This is a genomic window from Amycolatopsis dongchuanensis, from assembly GCF_039542405.1.
In the GTDB taxonomy this organism is placed as follows: Bacteria; Actinomycetota; Actinomycetes; order Mycobacteriales; family Pseudonocardiaceae; genus Amycolatopsis_E; species Amycolatopsis_E sacchari.
This window is the reverse complement of record NZ_BAABIB010000018.1, coordinates 40,534-55,586: the sequence shown is the minus strand read 5'-3', so window position 1 is coordinate 55,586 and position 15,053 is coordinate 40,534. Positions and strand designations below refer to the sequence as shown.

Here is a 15,053-nt window from a genome sequence, read left to right as displayed (position 1 = left end):
CCCCGGAATTGCGGTGTACCGGTCAGGAATTGCGGTAGACCGAGGGGCGCACACCGGTGTGGCGCAGGAACGCGGTGGACAGCGCGCCGGGGCTCGCGAACCCGCACCGCCGCGCGATGCCGTCGAGGGCCAGGTCCGTGTCCCGCAGCAGCCGCTTGGCCTCCTCGATCCGCAGCCCGGTGAGGAACCGGTGCGGGGTCTGGCCCGTGGCGTTCCGGAAGACGCGGACGAGGTGGTAGACGGACAGGTGCGCCTCGGCGGCCAGATCGGCCAGCGTGACCGGCTCGGCGAGCCGCTCGCGCATGAGTGCGACGACCGCCCGCACCCGCGTGTCCTCCCGCTCGGGAGCGCGATCGGCACGTAGTCCTCCGTGCCGGGTGAGCAGGTGCGTGGTCAGGAAGGTGGCGGCGGAATCGGCGTACAACTCGCTTGCCCCACCGGGAAACCCGACTGCCCGGACGGCCTCTTCGAGCAGCGGGTCTCCCTTCGCGACGGACTCCGCCATCGCCTCGAAGTCCGAGGTGCCACCGAGCTGCGCCGCGACCGTGTCCACGGTGTCACGCGGGAGGTGCACCTGGACGCTGCGCATCGACTCGTCCCCGCGGTAACGGCGGAGCGACGGCCGGTGCGGAACGCCCACCTGGAGCCGCCCCGGGACCCACGGGATGCGCTCCGGCCTGCCGCCGTCGCTCGACTCCATCTCCGCGCGCCCGGCGAGCGGGAGCACGAGGTGCAGGTCCGCGGCGGCGGGCATGGCCAGGTCGTCGGCGACCGGGACGTGCTCGAACCGCTGCACGAGCAGGGACCGCCAGCCCGCCTGCTCCCAGCTGCAGAACGTCCGCCGGACGTAGCGGCCGAAGTCGAAACCGGCATACGGCCGCAGGTCGAAACGAGCGGAATCGAACACCACGGTCCCGAGGCTACCCGCAGGTCAGCGTCGGCAGCGCCCAGTCCGCGTGGTCGTTGCCGTTGCCGTCACCGCCGTCGGACACCAGCAGGTCCAGCACCTGCGCCCCGGTGACGTCGACGTCGACCGGCACCGCCGCCTGCCCGCCGCGGACCACCGGCGTCGTCACCAGCGTCCGGCCGTCCACCGCGACGCTGAAGGCGACGCTGCCCGCGGTACCCGTTTCGCCGTCGACCCCGACCGAGGCTGTCAAGCGGGTGCAGGCGCCGCCGAGGTAGAGCTGGACGTCACCGGGCGCGTGGACGCCGAGGCCCTTCGCGTACGAGACGCCTCCGATGGTCATCGGTTTTCCGTCGCCTGCGGCCGCTTCACCGTTGCTCGTGTCGCGTTCGACCGGGCCCCAGCCGTTCGTCGCGCTGAGGAACGGCAGCGAGCTGACCGCGACCTGCCCGGCAGGCGGCACCGGCGGGACCGCGCCGACGATCCGCTCGTCGGTAGCCGTGCCCGGCCGTCCGGCCTGCCGGTAGCCCACCGCCACCTCCAGCGGCGCGGTATCCACTGTGGACGGTGGCGTCACGGTCCACGAGAACGTCGCCGAGCCACCGCCCTCGATCCGCTTCACCGAGCGCGGCGAGGCCGGGCCGACCGTCCAGCCCGCCGGGGCCGTCAGCACGGGCGTGACGTCGAACGCCGGAGGCGCGCCCGCCAGTACCCGCACCGTCGCCGAAGCGGTGAACGCCTGCCCGGCGGACGCCGTGTCCGGCACGGCGAGCGACACCCCGGCCGCCGGAGCCGGCGGCATCGCGTACCGCGCGGGGTCGTAGCCGGGCGAGACGTTCTGGCGGACCGTCAGTGGCGAGCGGTAGCTGCCGTAGTTCGTCCACTCGACCTTGCCGAGGCCGCCGGTGGTGCCGTCGAGGTTCCACACCGCGATGGCGATCGTGTTGTGGCCGTTGGGGTTCAGGATCCCGGTGGGGACCGGGAAACTGTGCTGCGGGCCGAGGTAGTTGACGTACTGGCCGAGCTGCCAGCCGTTGACGAAGATCAGCGCCCGGTACTGCCGCGCGGGGTCGTCGGTGATCGTCAGGCCCAGCGAGGTGTCCTGGCCACGCGGCAGGTCCAGGTCCGCGGTCGTCCGGTACCAGCTCACCCCGGGGGTCGTGTCCTTCGCCGGGAGGGTCACCCGGTTCCAGCGGCCGTCCGGGAACCCGGGCAGCGACCAGCCCGCGCGCTCGCCGTACAGCCCACCGGTGTTGAGCGGGCCGCGGACCGGGTCGAGGCCGGTCTCGCCGCCGCGGACGCCCTGCAGCCGCCAGGTCACCGACGTCAGCGGCGCCCCGGTGAGCCGGGCGGAGGTGAGCCCACGGGCGGCCTTGTTGCCGTTGCTGGCGTTGTAGTCCTCCTCGTGGCCCATGTTCACGGTCAGCACGGAGATCTCGTTCTCCCCCTCCTTCAGGGTGCCCGGCGGGAAGTCGAAGGTGTGCTGGAGGTCCTTCGAGCTGCCGAGGAAAACCCCGTTGAGCCACACCGAAAACGCACCGGCCGGACCACCGCTCTGGCTCGCCAGCGTGATCCCGGTCTGCCGTCCGTCGCCGGTGAACCGGCCGCGGTACCACGTGTTTCCGGTGTGGAAGCCGTAGTCGTCGGCGAAGAGGACCGGTTTAGTGGCGACCGTGGTCGAGCTGTTGCTGGTCTCCTTGTCGGCCACCTGCCACGCCGAGTCGTCGAACCCCGGCTGGCTCTCCGGTGACTCCTGCTGGTGTTTCCAGTTCGTCAGCGCGGGCAGCGTCACCGGCTTCGCGGTCGGCACCGCGCCGGTCAGGCTGCCGCTGGACGTCGGCCGCGCCAGGACCGGAAGCCCGTTCCACAGCACGGTTTTCGCCGGGCTGAAGACCTCGAAGGCGCCGTCGGTGCCGGTGTCACCGGTGAGCGCGAGGACGCCGTGCTGGTCGGCCGCAGTCCGCACGAGGTGGGTGCCGCGCACGAGCACCGGGCCAGCCGCGGTGTCCTGGCGCCAGAAGGTCGCCGCCGTCGCCTTGTTCGCGAGCAGCAGGAGCAGCGGCCGCGCGCCGGGTGCGGTGACGAGCACGCGCGTCAGGCCGTTGTGCGTGTAGTTGAGCCGCAGGTCTCCGCGCGTGGAGTCCCAAGTGGACACCGCGTTCCCGTCGAGCACCCGCACGGACGGCTGCTGCGCGAACCGCAGGACGGTCTCCCCCGGGCCGCCCTGGTCCCCGTAGAGGACCGCGACGTCCCGGCCGCCGATGGTCGCCGAGGTCATGATTTCCGACGTCGAGTACTGCATCCGGGTCTGCCCGAGGTCGTAGCCCGCGACGAGGATCTTCGACTGGCGGCCGTTGAGCGTGATGCCGGTGCCGGGCTGCTGCGGCACGACCGGGTAGTAGTCCGCGCTGCCGGACAGCAGGTCGACGGCGTCCACCACGACGAACTGCCCGTTCGCGGCGGGGTTTTTCCGCCCGCTGACGACGATCTTCAGGGTGTGCTGTCCCGCCGCCAGGTCACGGACCTCGTAGCCGGTCACCTGGTTCTGCTTGCTCGCCGCGTAGAGGTCGACGGAGCCGACCTTCGCGCCGTCGAGGTAGACGTCGGCAATGCCGTGGTTGGTCTCCTTCGACGTCACCCAGCGGATTCCGGTGCCGGTGAAGGGGATGCTCACACTGTCGCCGGTGGTGTCGGAGAACGATTCCGTGTGCTGGTAGTCGCCGCCGGTGTAGTTGACCTCGGGGCCGACGTGGCTCCACGTGCCGGTGTAGGCCAACTCGGCGGCCCCGTCGTCGTACGTGTAGCCCGAGTGCGCGGTGAGGTCGAGCGCGATGCTGGTGGTGTTCGTGGCGGTGGACGTCGAGTCGGTGTGCCGCAGCGTGTGAAACTGCGTGCGCGTGTCGGGGTTGATCCGCGCGGTGTCGGTCAGTGCGGGGTCGGTCAGCGGCGCGGAGGCGAGTCCGTCGGTCTTCGTCAGCGGGGCGACCGACTGCGTGAAGTAGCCGATCAGCTTGTCCTCGTTGTACTTCGGGTCGAACTGGCGGCCCTCCGTGATCGCCGCGCCATAGTCGTAGGAGGTGTAGTTCTGCGGGATCGCGCTCCAGCCCCAGGACGTGCCGCCGTAGAGCATGTAGAAGCTCTGGCCGGTCGCGCCGACCGCGATGTTCTGCTTGTAGAACACGTTCGCGAACTGGTCGTTGATGAGCTGGGCGCACTTTTCGTAGCCAGGGCCGCCCCACGGGTCGAAGGCGCCGCCCTGGAACTCCGCGGTGATCAGCGGTTTGCCGGGAGCGTGGGCGTAGCTGATGTCCGGCACGCCGGCCCAGTGCGTGGGGTTCGAGCAGTCGAAGCCCTGCGGGTAGGAGTCGGGGGCGTCCACGTCGAGCGCGCCCTCACCGGCGTTGAAGGTACCGTTGTTGTTGCCCACCAACGGAACCGTGATGCCGTCGGCGCGGGCCTTGTCCTCCAGGTGCTTCATGTAGGCACGGCCGTCGGCGCCACCGTTGTAGTACTCGTTCTCGACCTGGTAGGCCAGCACGGTGCCGGTGCCGTTGGTCAGCTGGTGACGCGCGATGATCCGGTCGATCTGCGTCTGCCACTCGTCGGAGTAACGCAGGTACACCGGATCGGCGCTGCGGGTGTGACCGGGTGTGGTGGACAGCCACGTCGGGAAGCCGCCGCCGTCGACCTCGGCGTTGATGTACGGGCCCGGGCGCGCGATGACGTAGAGCCCGGCCTGCTGCGCCATGTCGAGGAGCCGGTCGAGGTCGCGGACGCCGGTGAAGTCGTAGACGCCCTGGCGTGGCGAGTGGTAGCCCCAGTCGAAGTACAGGGAGGTCGCGTTGAACCCGGCCGCCTTCATCTTCTGGAAGATGTCGAGCCACAGGTCCGGGCTGGGCAGCCGGTAGGCGTGGAACTCGCCCGACCACAGGTACGTGCGCTGCCCGTCGACGAGGAAGGAGTAGCCGTCGTAGGTGACGCTGTGGGTAGGTTTCGGCGCCGCCGCGGCGGGTCCGGCGGGGACGGCCAGCCCGGCGATTCCGAGGAGCGCGGCGGCGAGTGCGCCGAGAGCACGGCGGGCGGAGCGCATGGCGACCTCCTGGGCGACACCGAACCAGAACCAACACAATCCTTCGGCGACTCCACAGAAGCAGTCAAGATACGACAGTGGGAAGGCGGGAAACCTGTCCGGAACAGGACAGGGCGGGGGTGGGAGGCGGCGGGTTTGGGGAGGCGGGGGGTGGGGCGGATGGCGGGCTGGTTCGGGGGCGGGGGTTGGTTGGCTGGTTCGGCGGGGGTTTCGGGTGGTTCGGCGGGCGGCAGACGGCGGGCCGGTTCGGTAGCAGACGGCAGGCCGGTTCGGGGCGGCGGTTAGCTGGCTGGTTCGGCGGGGGTTTCGGGTGGTTCGGCGGGCGGCAGGCGGCGGTTCGGTTCGGTGGCAGACGGCGGGCCGATTCGGGGCGGCGGTCAGCTGGCTGGTTCGGTGGGCGTTTCGGGTGGTCCGGCGGGCGGCAGATGGCGAGCTGGTTCGGTGGGGGCACCGCGGGAGCTCGGGTGGCCCGTCAGGGCCGCTGCGGGGTTCCGGTCTCCGGGAGGGTGCGGGCGGGCGCTGCGGGGTTGCCTGCGCACGACACACCGCGGGGTTGGGCGCGATGCGGGGGTAGCGGGGTTGGGCGGCGCACCGGCGGTGGCCGGAATGCCCCGGCAGTACCGGGAAAAGCCGCCCCTCCGGCGAGCGGTACGTGCCGTCGAGCAGGGCGAGGATGTCGGCGACCTGCTCCCCGTAGTCCGGCGTCTCCGCTCCCGGTCGCTGCGGCAGGCCGAACGTCAGCGCGAGCCTGGGCGAGCGGGTCAGCCACCTTCGCGCTCGTGGTGGCCGCGATCCCGGATCCTGGAGCAGCACCTGGTCACGATCGACCCCGGCGCGCCCGAAGTCGCCCGCGCGATCGGCGCGAGCTCGCTGCGGATCATCGTGCCCCTGCTGGTACCGGAGGCGCTCGGCCCGCTGATCCTGTGTTCGTCGCGGTGGTCGACCTACCTGCCGGCCCGTTCGGGTAATCCACTACCCACGAACAGGCAAAAAACCGCCTGCGGTGCAACAGAAAGAGGCACGTTCGACGTCGTTTTCCCCACTGTGCAAACAATTCTGCGCGTGAGTCCCCGTCATTCCCGAGCCACGACTCCGGCCCGGTGCCGGGGCACCTATGTTGTGGCCACCACGACACGGCGGGGGTGGGGACAACCCGGCCGTGAAGAGGGGACTCCCGTCGCGAGCACGACGAGTACCAGCTTGAAACCATGGGAGAAACACGATGTTCCGCACCACGAAGATCACTTCCCTGATCGCACTGGGGGTTACCGTTGCCGGCCTTTCGCTCACGGCCTGCGACGAGGAGGGCAGCGAGGACCAGCCGGCACCCGCCGTCCCGACCACCACGGCGGCGGCGGCCGCGGGCGACAGCGCGCCCGCTGGCATCAACGGCACCACGAAGATCACCGTCGAGGGCAAGTCGGTGAACGTCTCGTGCTCCGGCGTTTCCGCGCAGGGCAAGCCGGTGGTCGTCCTGCTGGCCGGGCTCGGCGACGGGCTCGACAAGTTCGGCGACTTCCAGCGGCGGCTGAGCGGCGGCCACCGCGTCTGCTCCTACGACCGCCTCGGCGAGGGCACCAGCGACCAGCCCGCCGGTCCCCAGACCTTCGAGGACAGCGGCAAGATCCTGAGCGGGGTGCTGGACCAGGTGGCCGGGAAGAGCCCGGTCGTGCTGGCGGGGCACTCGCTCGGCGGGCTCGTCGCGGCCCGGTACGCGCCCGGCCACCAGGACAGGGTCAAGGGCGTGGTCCTCATGGACGCCACCCCGCCGACCTGGAGCGCCGACGTCGCCAGGATCATCCCGGAGTCCGCGCCCAGCCCCGCGAGCGACATCCGGGGGCAGTTCCTGGCCGCGGTGCGCGGCGAAACGCCGGAACAGCTCGCGACCCCGGACGCCGAGGTCCGCCCCGCCGGGAACGTGCCGGTGGAGGTGATCCGGCACGGACAGCCCTACTTCGAGCAGGGGGTGCCCGGGTACGGCACGCCGCTGGAGCAGGCGTGGACCGAGGGGCAGCGCCAATGGCTCGCGTTGTCCAGCCGCGGCAACCTGACCGTGGCGGACAAGAGCGGCCACTACATCTACGCCGAACAGCCGGACATCGCGGTGCAGGCCATCGACCGCGTCACGTCGCAGGCCGCGGGCTGAACCGTGCTGGGGGGAGGACTTCGCGGAGGTCCTCCCCCAGCGTGGTCACCCGAAGCGGCAAGTCACGTTTCACCGAGCACGTCCGAACTCGGTCCGGCGCCAGGTAGCGCGCGGTCGCCGCCCGCGCTGTTGCCGTGGACACCGGTCGCCATGAGCGGGGGAAGCAGGTCCGTTACCCGCGATCGAATTCCCCTGGCACGTCGCCAAGAGATCCGTTGAATCACCCGGATGGACGTTAACAACCGGATCGGCGGCAGCGAACCAACGGCAACGGCGAACCGGAGGAGTCATGGCAGGCACGATCGACATCATGATCCGCTACAAAGGACTGATCTGTTTCGGCGAGACCGACGAATGGTCGGGATCGGACGAGATCTACCTCGTGACGAGCGTGGCCACCATTGCGAACGGCGCCCCCGTCGTCCGCACGGAAAGCCATCCGAACGGGGCTCCGTACTACGACAACGTGAACCAGGGCGCCTCGTACGGCGGGCCCATCGCACCCTGCTGGGTGGGAAAGGCGCAGGACCTCTCGTTCACCGCGACCCTCTTCGAACACGACGAAGGAGATCCCAACGCGGTGCGGGACAAGGTGAACATCGCGGTGGCCGGGATAGCGGGGGCGATCATCGCCGCGGCACCCGTGACCGCCGCCTTCGCGTGGGCCGTTCCGCTCGCCGCCGATCTCGTCAACGAGCTGCTCGGCACCGGTGACGACAACCTGGGTTCGGTCGCGCTCGGTTTCACCGAGACCGACGTGGCGCTCAAGGTCTTCACCCCTGGCGCCGAAGAACGCGGTATCGTGCACGATTTCTTCACCCTGCACCAGGGGCAGACCTCGACGTACAAAGCCTATTTCGACGTGGTCATCGCGTGAATTCCCGGCGCGGTACCACCGGCCGGGTCCCTTTTTGAAAGGCGCTGGCGTTCGTCGGCGGGAAAGTCGGCGGACCGGCTCAGCTCGGCCCACTGCTCGGCTTCGGCCGAGCGTTCCCGTGCCGACTCCAACGCCGACTCGACGGCCGCGCCGCCCAGGATCAGCCGGCGCGGCGGGTTCTGCGCACCGACCGCTTGGAGCACGGCCTTCGCGCCGCGGACCGGGTCGCCCGGCTGCTTGCCGTCCTGCTCCTCGCGGTACCGGTGGATCGCGCCGACCGTCTCCTCGTAGTCCGGGCCGACCGGGTGCCTCGTCATCGACGATCCCTGCCAGTCGGTGCGGAACGCACCCGGCTCGACGATGATCACCCGCACCCCGAACGGCGCCACCTCGCTCGCGAGCACCTCCGAGAACCCCTCGACCGCGAACTTCGCCGTCTGGTAGGCGCCCATCCCCGGCGTGCCGCCCACGCGCCCGCCGATCGACGAGAACTGCACGAACGTGCCGGACCGCTGCTCGCGGAACACCGGCAGCGCGGCACGCGTGACGTGCACGACCCCGAACAGGTTCGTCTCGATCTGGGTGCGGAAGTCGTCCTCCGCCATTTCCTCGATCGCCGCGCTGTTCGCGTACCCCGCGTTGTTGACCACCACGTCCAGCCCGCCGAAAGCGCTGACCGCCTCCTTGACGGCCCCCCGTGCCGCACCGGCGTCGGTCACGTCGAGCGCGACCGCCCGGATCCGCTCGCCGTACCTGGCCACGAGATCGGCCAGCTGCTCGGGCCGCCGCGCCGTGGCGACGACGGAATCACCCGCCTCCAGGACGGCCTCGGTCAGGCTGCGCCCGAAGCCCCGCGAGGCTCCGGTGATCAACCAGGTCCTGCTCATCGTTGTCTCCTCTACGCTTTCAACCGCCTCATCACTGTAGCACTTTCTCGGCGGAGCGGGGCGGTTGGCGAGCAGCCCCCCAGGGGATAACCTCCGCCCGGTGAACAGAAAATCAGCAGTGGCGGCGGTCGCCGCCGGCCTGTGCCTCGCCACCCTCCCCGCCACCGCGAACGCGACGCCCGGCCGCGGCGTCTCGGCGGTCACGATCTTCGACCACGTCGTGGGCGGCACCGAGTACGTGCTCAGGGAGATCACGCTCGCGCCGGGCGGCAGCACCGGCTGGCACTACCACCCCGGGGAGGTGACCGGTTTCGTCAAGCAGGGCGTACTGAGCCACAACGACGCGAGCTGCGCGAGCGACGGCACCTACCACCCCGGCCAGCTGATCTCCGAGGACAGCGGGTCCGGCTATATCCACATCGGACGGAACCTGGGCACCACGCCCGTCGTGCTCGACGTGTTCTACCGGAACCCGGCGGGGCAGCCGCTGGCCGTCGACGCGCCCAACCCCGGCTGTTCCTTCGACTGACGTCGATGAGTTCCGGCGGCGGCGCCGGTCTACCCGGGTAGCGGTTCCCACTACCGACGAGGACGGGCACGATGAACGATGCGCGGGCAAGCAGCGGTACCCAGCGGTTCCGGTTCGGGGTCGTCGCCCCGATCACGACGGACCTGCCGACATGGCGGGAGCGGGTGCGCCGGATCGCCGACCGCGGCTACTCCACGCTGCTGATGCCCGACGTCCCGCGGTGGCAGCCCGCACCCGGCCCCACGCTGGCCGCCGCTGCCGGACTCGCCGACCTGCGTGTCGGTACCTGGGTCTACGCCTCCCCGCTGCGCCCGCCCTGGCACACCGCGTGGGAGGCGCACTCGCTGTCGGTGCTCACCGAGGGGCGTTTCGAGCTGGGCATCGGCACCGGCAGGCCCGGCATCGAGGACGAACTCCGCGAGCTGGGCCTGCCCGTTCCGCGACCGGCCGAGCGGCTGGCCCAGGTGCGGGAAACCGTTGCGGCGCTTCGGGATCTCGACGGACCCGAGGTGCACACCCCGGTGACGATGGCGGTGCGCGGGCCGAGAGCCCAGGCGCTGGCGGCAGAGGTCGCGGACACCGTCACCTTCGCGCTGACTCCGGGGGACGATCGGGCAGAGACGACCCGGCTGGTCCGCGACTTCCACCCCGTGCGGGACGTCGAACTCTCGCAGCACGTGGCCGTGATCGGCGACCGAGTCGCGCCGTTCATGGCGCCTCCCGACACCGATCCCGCCGAACTCCGGGCGATGGACTCGCTGGCGATCCTGCCGGACGACCCCGCCGCGGCCGCCGAGGAGATCCAGCGGCGGCGCGAGGAAATCGGCTTCACGTACTTCGTCTTCGGCGCCGATTTCGCGGAAAAGCTGGCTCCGGTCGTCGCCCGGCTGGCCGGGAAGTAGCCGCTCAGTCCAGTGACGCGGTCGCCGCACGCAGGTCCCGCAGGGCGGCCAGCGCGTAGGGCGCGAGCCCTTCCCCGTCCTCGCGATCGGTTTCGGACCACTGCGTGAAACCCCGCTTGAACGCGAGCACGCCCAGCTCCGCCGCGAGGTGCGCGGTCAGTTCGGGCACACCGCGCGCGACGAGGGCGTCGGTCATGGCGGCCGCGAGGCCGACGGTCTTGAGGGCGTCCCGCTCCTGGAGCTCGGTACTGGCCGCCACCGCCGCCTTGAGGCGCGGCCCGAGTTCGCGGTTCGCCTGCCCCATGGCGCCGGACGCGCGTTCGAGGCCCGCCGCGACCGCCTCGATCGGGCTCGCGTCTCCGGGCGCCTCCGCGATCCCCTCGGCGAACAGGCGGCTCAGCGTTTCCTGGCCGGCGACCAGCAGCTCGCGTTTGTCGGAGAAGTGCCGGAAGAAGGTGCTCTTCGTGACGCCCGCACGTTCGGCGATCTGCGCGACCGTGGTGGCGTCGTAGCCCTGTTCCGTGAACAGGTCGACGGCCGCCACGACGAGCCGGTAAGGCGTGTCGGGTTGCCAGCGGGCCATGAACCCATCCTAGCGATGGGACAAGAGTCCCGTCACCGTGTACAGTGACGGGACAAAGGTCGCATCACTTTTTTCGGAGAGTTCTCATGCATGTTTTCGTCACCGGGGGCACCGGCACCATCGGCTCCGCCGTCGTCGCCGAGCTGCTCGCCGCGGGCCACACCGTGCTCGCGCTGGCCCGCTCGGACAAGTCCGCGCAGGCCCTCACCGACGCCGGCGCCCAGGTGCTGCGCGGTCAGCTCGCGGACCTCGACGTTCTGCGGGCGGGCGCCGCGCAGGCGGACGGCGTGATCAGCCTGGCGTTCGGCAGTGACTACGGCACCGACGAGGCCCTCGCACGCTCTATCGCCGAGGAGAGCGCCGCGATGGCCACGCTCGGCGAGGCGCTCGTGGGCAGCGATCGCCCGATCGTCACCGTCTCGGGCACGCCGTGGGTGCCGGGCCGCGCCTCCACCGAGGCCGATCCCCTGCCGCTCGAAGGGCCGGTGGCCGGCCGTGCCCGTTCGGTCAACGCGTTGCTGGACCTGGCTTCCCGCGGCGTGCGCGCGACGGCGGTCCGCATGCCGCGCACGGTGCACAACGAGGGCAAGGGCGGGTTCGCCGGACTGCTGACCGAGCAGGCCCGGCGCACGGGCGTGGCGGGTTATCCCGGCGACGGCACGCAGCGCTGGCCCGCCGTGCACGCGCTCGACGCGGCGGTCCTGTTCCGCCTGGCACTGGAATCGGCACCGGCGGGCACGGCGTGGCACGCCGTGGCCGACGAGGGTGACGCGGTCCGCGACATCGCGACCGTCATCGGCCGCCGGCTCGGCCTGCCGGTGGAGCCGGTGCCGCAGGAGAACTTCGGCCCGTTCGGCCCGATCTTCGCCATGGACCAGCCGGCGTCCAGTGCCCACACGCGCGAGGCGCTCGGGTGGGAGCCCCAGCATCCCAGCCTCCTCGACGACCTGGGGAACATCCAGCCGTGAGCCACCTGACGAGCGCCGCCCTCGCGGCATGCCCCGGCGGGGCTGGTATGCCTTCCTTACGCACCTGCACGGCGTGAGAGAGGAAAACCGTTGAGCACCTACGTTCTCGTCCACGGCGCATGGCACAGCGGGCAGTGCTGGGACCGGGTGGTTCCCCTGCTCGCCGAAGCGGGCCACGAGGTCCACGCGCCGACGCTGACGGGGCACGGCGACACCGTTGATCTGCTGGGCCCTGACGTGGGGCTCGGCACGTACGTCGACGACGTCGTCCGGTTGTTGCTGGGCCACGACCTCACCGACGTCGTGCTGGTCGGCCACAGCTTCGCGGGGATGATCATCTCAGCGGTCGCGAACGAGGTGCCCGGGCGGATCGGCCACCTGGTGTACCTCGACGCGATGGACCCGGTCGACGGGCAGACCGCCGTCGATGTCGCGCCGCCGGCGCAGGGCATGCTGGACGCCGCCGCGGCCTCGGGCACGCCGTGGCGCCTCCCGCCGATGTCACCGGCGTTCCTCGGCGTCACCCGGCCGGAAGACGTGGCCTGGCTCGAAACGATGCTGACGGACGAGTCGGCGCGCGCGTTCCAGGAGCCGGTCAAGCTCGGCAACCCCGCGCTGGGAGCGATCCCGGCGACGTATCTCCGCTGCGTCGCCGATCGCCCCGCGCGGCCCCCGGCGTCCACGGTCCGGCCGAACGGCCTCCCGGTGCGGGTGCGGGAACTCGAAAGCGGGCACGACAGCATGATCACCGCACCGCGTGAGCTGGCGGAGGTGTTGCTGGAGGTCGTTTAGCGACAGGGGGCGGGTTGTCTTTGTGCGCCAAGGAGTTCGTCCAGCAGGGCGCGCATCTCGGCTGGGGCGGACCGCGACCGCGTCGGGCCCGGTCCGCAAGCCAGGAAACGTCCGGCCGGCAACCCGGCCCACATCGCCGCGCCGATCCACACCGGCCGGAAGCGATCCAAAATAGACAGTCTGCTGACGATCGTCACGCGGCCACCGCGGGGGTGAGGACGGCGGAGAGCCGGGCCAGGGTTGCGGGCCGCACGCGGTGGTAGACCCACGTGCCGCGCCGTTCGCCGGCGATCAACCCGGACTCGCGCAGCACCTTGAGGTGGTGCGAGATCGTCGGCCCGGTCAGGTCGAAGGCGTCGGTCAGGTCGCAGACGCACACCTCGCCGCCGTCGTGCGAGGCGATCAGCGACAGCAGCCGCAACCGCACCGGGTCAGCGACCGCCTTGAAGGCCTTCGCCAGGTCCGCGGCCTGCGCCTCGGACAGCGGTTCCCGCATCAGCGGCGAGCAGCACCCGGCGTCGACGATCGGCAACTGTTTAGACACAGCTCTATTTAAACGTGCTTCTATCTTGACGTCCATCGATACAGAGGAGCAGAGTGCTGGTCATCCATCGACGGGAGGAGCGGCATGAGTGACCAGGAGCTGCGGGAACAGGTGCGCGAGCGTTACGCGGAGGCCGCGGTGCGGGCGAGCTCGGGAGCGTGCGGCTGCTCCCCCGGCTCCCAGGACCTGACCGGCGGCCTGTACGACGAGGCGGAGCGGTCGTCCCTGCCGCCGGAGGCGGTGTCGGCGAGCCTCGGCTGCGGCAACCCGCTGGCCGTGGCCGGGCTACGCGAAGGCGAAACCGTGCTCGACCTCGGGTCCGGCGGCGGTATCGATGTGCTGCTGTCCGCGAGGCGGGTCGGCCCGGCGGGCAAGGTGTACGGGCTGGACATGACCGAGGAGATGCTCGCCCTCGCACTGGCCAACGCCGAGAGGGCCGGAGCGACGAACGTCGATTTCCTCAAGGGCGACATCGAGGCGATCCCGCTCCCGGCGAACCGGGTCGACGTGATCATCTCCAACTGCGTGCTCAACCTGTCGGTCGACAAACCGGCGGTGTTCGCGGAGATGTTCCGCGTGCTCAAGCCCGGCGGCCGGATCGGCATCAGCGACGTCGTCGCCGAGGACCACCTGACGGCGGCCGAACGGGCGGAACGCGGGAACCACGTCGGCTGCATCGCGGGCGCGCTGTCGTTCGCCGAGTACCGCGCGGGCCTGACCGACGCGGGGTTCACCGGCATCGAAATCACGCCGACCCACGAAGCCGCGGAGAACATGCACTCGGCCATCGTCAAGGCGGTCAAACCGCGGGACGCGGCCGTGCGGCGGGAACTCCCGGTGGTGGCGAACTCCGGGTGCTGCGGCTGATCACCGGCGCTGATCCGCCGCCCTGGTGCCACTGACGTAGCGCACCCCGCCCATGCCGAGGTCGTCCTCGTCGAGGGGCAAACCGTGGGCGGCGAACAGCTCCCGGACGCCGGCCCCGGTCAGCACCCAGCCGCGGGCGGCCAGGCAGGGGGCTGCTTCGCCGCGCCGGCCGAGGTACCGCTGGCTCGCGTGGTCGAAGTCGAACCCGTGCGTACGCCAGCGTTCGGACACGCGGTCCAGCCCTTCCTTCACCGCGTTCTCGTCGCCCGGCCTGCTTTCGGTGGCCACCCGGCTTCCCGGGACGCTCAGTTCCGTGACGGTGTCCAGCAGGCGGTCCTGCGCCTCGGGCGGCAGGTAACCCAGGAGGCCTTCGGCGCTCCACGCGGTCGGCACGGCGGGGTCGAACCCGGCGGCGCGCAGCGCGGCGGGCCAGTCGTCGCGCAGATCCGCGGCCACGGCTTCGCGATCCGCGGTGGGTTCGGCGCCCAACCCGGCCAAGGTGCGCGTCTTGAACTCGACGACCCGCGGTTGGTCGACTTCGTACACCACGGTGCCCGCCGGCCACGGCAGCCGGTACGCGCGCGAATCCAACCCTGATGCCAGGATCACCACCTGCCTGATGCCCGCCCGCGTCGCGTCGAGGAAGAACTCGTCGTAGAACCTGGTCCGCACCTTCGCGCCGTCGATCGCGGCCTGCCCGACCAGATCGCCAGGGGGCTGTGCGCCGGTCGCCAGGCGGGTGAGGAGCTCGACGCCGACCGCCTCGACGAGCGGTTCGGCGAACGGGTCGTCGATGAGCGCGTCGTCCGCGCGACTGGCGATGGCCCGGGTCATCGCGGCCATGGTCGCGGTCGCGCCGACACTGGAAGCCAGGTCCCAGGAATCCCCGTCACACCGGGTCGACATCGTGTACTCCCTCCGGAATCGCGATCAGCGCACCGTAACGAACACCCCCGTGTGG

Annotated in this window: 13 protein-coding genes; 7 read left to right on the top strand and 6 right to left on the bottom strand. The window is 71.1% G+C overall.

What is annotated here, in order from left to right:
• Window positions 1-22: 22 nt before the first annotated feature.
• The gene (locus ABFX51_RS03770) at window positions 23-910 is read right to left on the bottom strand and encodes an AraC family transcriptional regulator (RefSeq protein ID WP_346052143.1); all 888 of its coding nucleotides are present in this window, start codon (window positions 908-910) and stop codon (window positions 23-25) included.
• Between the two features lie 10 nt (window positions 911-920).
• Window positions 921-4,997, bottom strand: coding sequence for a beta-galactosidase (locus tag ABFX51_RS03765; protein ID WP_346052141.1), 4,077 nt, complete (start codon window positions 4,995-4,997; stop codon window positions 921-923).
• 1,222 nt (window positions 4,998-6,219) lie between these two features.
• Here ABFX51_RS03765 and ABFX51_RS03760 point away from each other — a divergent pair.
• Window positions 6,220-7,143: an alpha/beta fold hydrolase gene (locus tag ABFX51_RS03760; protein WP_346052139.1), complete on the top strand. Its 924-nt coding sequence runs from the start codon at window positions 6,220-6,222 to the stop codon at window positions 7,141-7,143.
• Window positions 7,144-7,432: 289 nt separating this feature from the next.
• Window positions 7,433-8,020, top strand: a complete 588-nt coding sequence (locus tag ABFX51_RS03755; RefSeq protein WP_346052137.1) for a hypothetical protein — start codon at window positions 7,433-7,435, stop codon at window positions 8,018-8,020.
• Here ABFX51_RS03755 and ABFX51_RS03750 read toward each other — a convergent pair.
• Complete coding sequence (locus ABFX51_RS03750; protein WP_346052135.1) at window positions 7,996-8,907, bottom strand: oxidoreductase; 912 nt, start codon at window positions 8,905-8,907, stop codon at window positions 7,996-7,998. The genes ABFX51_RS03755 and ABFX51_RS03750 overlap by 25 nt on opposite strands.
• Window positions 8,908-9,007: 100 nt before the next feature.
• On the opposite strand from ABFX51_RS03750, the gene ABFX51_RS03745 reads away from it, so the two are divergent.
• Together ABFX51_RS03745 and ABFX51_RS03740 are read left to right on the top strand one after the other, a co-directional pair.
• A complete protein-coding gene (locus ABFX51_RS03745) occupies window positions 9,008-9,436 on the top strand; it encodes a cupin domain-containing protein (protein ID WP_346052133.1) in 429 nt (142 codons plus the stop codon).
• A 71-nt stretch (window positions 9,437-9,507) separates the two neighbouring features.
• Window positions 9,508-10,338 carry an LLM class flavin-dependent oxidoreductase gene (locus ABFX51_RS03740; RefSeq protein WP_346052131.1) on the top strand — a complete coding sequence of 277 codons (831 nt, stop codon included), beginning with the start codon at window positions 9,508-9,510 and terminating at the stop codon, window positions 10,336-10,338.
• Between the two features lie 4 nt (window positions 10,339-10,342).
• Here ABFX51_RS03740 and ABFX51_RS03735 read toward each other — a convergent pair whose 3' ends face one another.
• Window positions 10,343-10,921: a TetR/AcrR family transcriptional regulator gene (locus ABFX51_RS03735; RefSeq protein WP_346052129.1), complete on the bottom strand. Its 579-nt coding sequence runs from the start codon at window positions 10,919-10,921 to the stop codon at window positions 10,343-10,345.
• A gap of 86 nt (window positions 10,922-11,007) precedes the next feature.
• Between ABFX51_RS03735 and ABFX51_RS03730 the strand changes: the two genes are divergently transcribed.
• Window positions 11,008-11,889 (top strand): SDR family oxidoreductase, encoded by an 882-nt coding sequence (locus tag ABFX51_RS03730; RefSeq protein ID WP_346052127.1) that lies wholly within the window; start codon window positions 11,008-11,010, stop codon window positions 11,887-11,889.
• Between the two features lie 90 nt (window positions 11,890-11,979).
• Window positions 11,980-12,681: an alpha/beta fold hydrolase gene (locus tag ABFX51_RS03725; RefSeq protein ID WP_346052125.1), complete on the top strand. Its 702-nt coding sequence runs from the start codon at window positions 11,980-11,982 to the stop codon at window positions 12,679-12,681.
• A 193-nt stretch (window positions 12,682-12,874) separates the two neighbouring features.
• Here ABFX51_RS03725 and ABFX51_RS03720 read toward each other — a convergent pair whose 3' ends face one another.
• A complete protein-coding gene (locus ABFX51_RS03720) occupies window positions 12,875-13,225 on the bottom strand; it encodes a metalloregulator ArsR/SmtB family transcription factor (RefSeq protein ID WP_346052382.1) in 351 nt (116 codons plus the stop codon).
• Between the two features lie 84 nt (window positions 13,226-13,309).
• Here ABFX51_RS03720 and arsM point away from each other — a divergent pair, with 84 nt between their 5' ends.
• The gene (gene arsM, locus ABFX51_RS03715) at window positions 13,310-14,092 is read left to right on the top strand and encodes an arsenite methyltransferase (protein ID WP_346052123.1); all 783 of its coding nucleotides are present in this window, start codon (window positions 13,310-13,312) and stop codon (window positions 14,090-14,092) included.
• Here the strand turns inward: arsM and ABFX51_RS03710 are convergent, their stop codons facing one another.
• The gene (locus tag ABFX51_RS03710; RefSeq protein WP_346052121.1) at window positions 14,093-14,998 is read right to left on the bottom strand and encodes an SAM-dependent methyltransferase; all 906 of its coding nucleotides are present in this window, start codon (window positions 14,996-14,998) and stop codon (window positions 14,093-14,095) included.
• Window positions 14,999-15,053 lie beyond the last annotated feature (55 nt).

What these genes read in the sequence shown, in the direction of transcription:
- ABFX51_RS03760 (WP_346052139.1), top strand. Translation starts at nt 6,220, where the DNA reads ATGTTCCGCACCACGAAGATCACTTCCCTGATCGCACTGGGGGTTACC.
- ABFX51_RS03730 (WP_346052127.1), top strand. Translation starts at nt 11,008, where the DNA reads ATGCATGTTTTCGTCACCGGGGGCACCGGCACCATCGGCTCCGCCGTC.
- ABFX51_RS03765 (WP_346052141.1), bottom strand. Translation starts at nt 4,997, where the DNA reads ATGCGCTCCGCCCGCCGTGCTCTCGGCGCACTCGCCGCCGCGCTCCTC.
- ABFX51_RS03710 (WP_346052121.1), bottom strand. Translation starts at nt 14,998, where the DNA reads ATGTCGACCCGGTGTGACGGGGATTCCTGGGACCTGGCTTCCAGTGTC.
- ABFX51_RS03740 (WP_346052131.1), top strand. Translation starts at nt 9,508, where the DNA reads ATGAACGATGCGCGGGCAAGCAGCGGTACCCAGCGGTTCCGGTTCGGG.
- ABFX51_RS03755 (WP_346052137.1), top strand. Translation starts at nt 7,433, where the DNA reads ATGGCAGGCACGATCGACATCATGATCCGCTACAAAGGACTGATCTGT.
- ABFX51_RS03735 (WP_346052129.1), bottom strand. Translation starts at nt 10,921, where the DNA reads ATGGCCCGCTGGCAACCCGACACGCCTTACCGGCTCGTCGTGGCGGCC.
- arsM (WP_346052123.1), top strand. Translation starts at nt 13,310, where the DNA reads ATGAGTGACCAGGAGCTGCGGGAACAGGTGCGCGAGCGTTACGCGGAG.
- ABFX51_RS03750 (WP_346052135.1), bottom strand. Translation starts at nt 8,907, where the DNA reads ATGAGCAGGACCTGGTTGATCACCGGAGCCTCGCGGGGCTTCGGGCGC.